Below are 2,219 nucleotides of genomic sequence, written 5' to 3' on the forward strand. Positions count from 1 at the left end.
CCCGGTTCATGACGAACGCCTTCTGCGCCGCCGACGCGGCCGACGGCTTGTGCTGCCAGAACCCGATGAGCAGGTACGACGCCAGGCCGACGCCCTCCCAGCCCAGGAACAGCACCAGGTACGCCGTCGGCGTCGAGCCGGCGACGGTCACCGCCCCGACCCGGCCGAGCTCGTCGGGGCGGGCCGGACGGACCTCGACCTCAGACACCGAACGTCTGGCGGGGGTACGCGGCGGCCACGTCGGTGACCACGTTGACCAGGTACGGCACGTCCGCGGCGAACGCGCGGTCGAGCGCCGGACCGATCTCGCGCGGGTCGGTCACCATCTCGCCGGCGCCGCCGAGCGCCTCGACCACCTGGTCGTAGCGCGTCTGCGGCGCGAGGTCGGCGGCCACGTCGTAGCCGTAGAGCATCTGCATGGGGCCCTTCTCCAGGCCCCACGCACCGTTGTTGCCCATGACCATGACGACCGGCAGGTCGTGGCGCACGAGCGTGTCGACGTCCATGAGGCTCATGCCGGCCGCGCCGTCGCCGTACAGCAGCACGACCTGGCCGGACGGACGCACGAGCCGTGCCGCCATCGCCGCGCCCATGCCGGCGCCGAGGCAGCCGAACGGGCCCGGGTCGAGCCAGCCGCCGGGCCGCTGGGGCTCGACGTACTTGCCGGCGAAGGACACGAAGTCGCCGCCGTCGCCGACGACGACCGCGTCGTCGGCCAGGCGCGGCAGCAGCTCGCCGTAGATGCGGGCGGGGTGGATGGGGTCGGCCTCGGCCGAGAGCAGCGCGGTGTCACGCTCCGTGGCCTGCGCGACGGCGGCCTGGAGGTCGGCGAGCCAGTCGCCCCACCGCGGCTTGGGGCCGGACAGGACGGCGTCCAGCAGCACGTCGAGCAGGTGCTGAGGTCACGGCGGCCGAGCCCGCGAGCTCGGCGTGCGTGGCCAGCTGGGCGGGGGAGTCGGCGACGTGCACGGTGCGCGCGACCGGCGCGTCCTCCTTGCCGCCGAAGACGCCGTAGCCGAGCCGGAAGTCCAGCGGCGTGCCCACGACGACGACGAGGTCGGCCTGCGCCAGCGCCTTGCCGCGCGCCTTGGTGACGAGCTGCGGGTGCCCGCCGGGGACGATGCCGCGGCCCATGCCGTTGCTGATGACCGGCACGCCGGTCTGCTCCACGAAGCGCAGGGCGGCGTCCTCGGCGTGGTCCAGCCAGACGTCGCTGCCCAGCACGAGGACCGGGTGCACCGCCTCGGCCAGCAGCCGGGCGACCGCCAAAGCGGTCAGCGGCGTTCTCGGCGGCGGCTTGAGCACGACGGTGCAGCCGGCGGCCAGCGCGGGCGCGATCTTGCGGGTCGCCATGGCGGCCGGGAAGTTCCACGGCGTGATGAGCGCGGCCACGCCGACCGGACGGTGGGTCACGACCGTGCGCGTGCCGCCCGCTGGGGACGAGCCGTAGTCGCCACCCGGGCGGACGGCCTCCTCGGCGAACCAGCGGAAGAACTCCGCCGCGTAGACGACCTCGCCCTTCGCGTCGCTGAGCGACTTGCCGTTCTCGGCGCAGATCAGCGCGGCGAGCTCGTCGACGTCGCGGTGCATGAGCTCGAACGCCCGGCGCAGCACCTCGGAGCGCTCGCGCGGCGCGACGTGGCGCCAGGTCGCGAACGCGGCGTCGGCGGCCGCGACCGCGGCGGTCGCGTCGGCCGTGTCGCCGTCGGCCACCTGCGCGACGACCTCACGGGTCGCGGGGTCCTCGACGTCGAACAGTCCGGCGCCGCCACGGCGCCACTCGCCGCCGACGAGCACGCCACGGTCGGCCTCCAGGGCCGTCAGGTACTCGGCGCTCACTGGCCGACCTCCGTGAAGAGCGCACGGTACGGACGTCGGCCCGTGACGATGCTGATGGTTCGCTCGCTGCGCTCGCTCATGCGGACACCGCCTCGCGGGTCGAGGCGAACGCCGCGGCGACGACGTCGAAGGCGTCCTCGAGCAGCTCGTCGCTGATGGTGAGCGGCGGCAGGAAGCGCAGGACGTTGCCGAACGTGCCGCAGGTCAGGACGATGACGCCCTGCTGGTGCGCGTACTTCGCGACGGCTCCCGCGAGCGCCGCGTCCGGCTCGGTCGTGCCGGGCTTGACGAGCTCGACGGCGATCATCGCGCCGCGGCCGCGCACGTCGCCGCGCGCGCGTCGTCGACCTGCAGCGCGTCGAGGCGGCGCTTTGAGCAGC

3 protein-coding genes and 1 pseudogene are annotated in these 2,219 nt (G+C 74.5%); all 4 read right to left on the reverse strand.

Going from position 1 to position 2,219, the window contains the following annotated elements; all coding sequences use genetic code 11:
* Positions 1–151 (reverse strand): proton-conducting transporter transmembrane domain-containing protein (locus tag AC2W7G_RS14360; protein WP_485869037.1); only part of this gene is annotated, 151 nt, incomplete at its 3' end.
* A gap of 49 nt (positions 152–200) precedes the next feature.
* Positions 201–884: a thiamine pyrophosphate-dependent enzyme gene (locus AC2W7G_RS14365; RefSeq protein WP_485869035.1), complete on the reverse strand. Its 684-nt coding sequence runs from the start codon at positions 882–884 to the stop codon at positions 201–203.
* Positions 885–911: 27 nt separating this feature from the next.
* Positions 912–1,815: pseudogene (locus AC2W7G_RS14370) on the reverse strand (aldehyde dehydrogenase family protein); the annotation flags it as partial.
* A 100-nt stretch (positions 1,816–1,915) separates the two neighbouring features.
* A partial coding sequence (locus tag AC2W7G_RS14375; RefSeq protein ID WP_485869036.1) for an aminotransferase class III-fold pyridoxal phosphate-dependent enzyme occupies positions 1,916–2,219 on the reverse strand: 304 nt, incomplete at its 5' end.

It is taken from the genome of Aeromicrobium sp. PFPM2_SD2 (genome assembly GCF_057364525.1).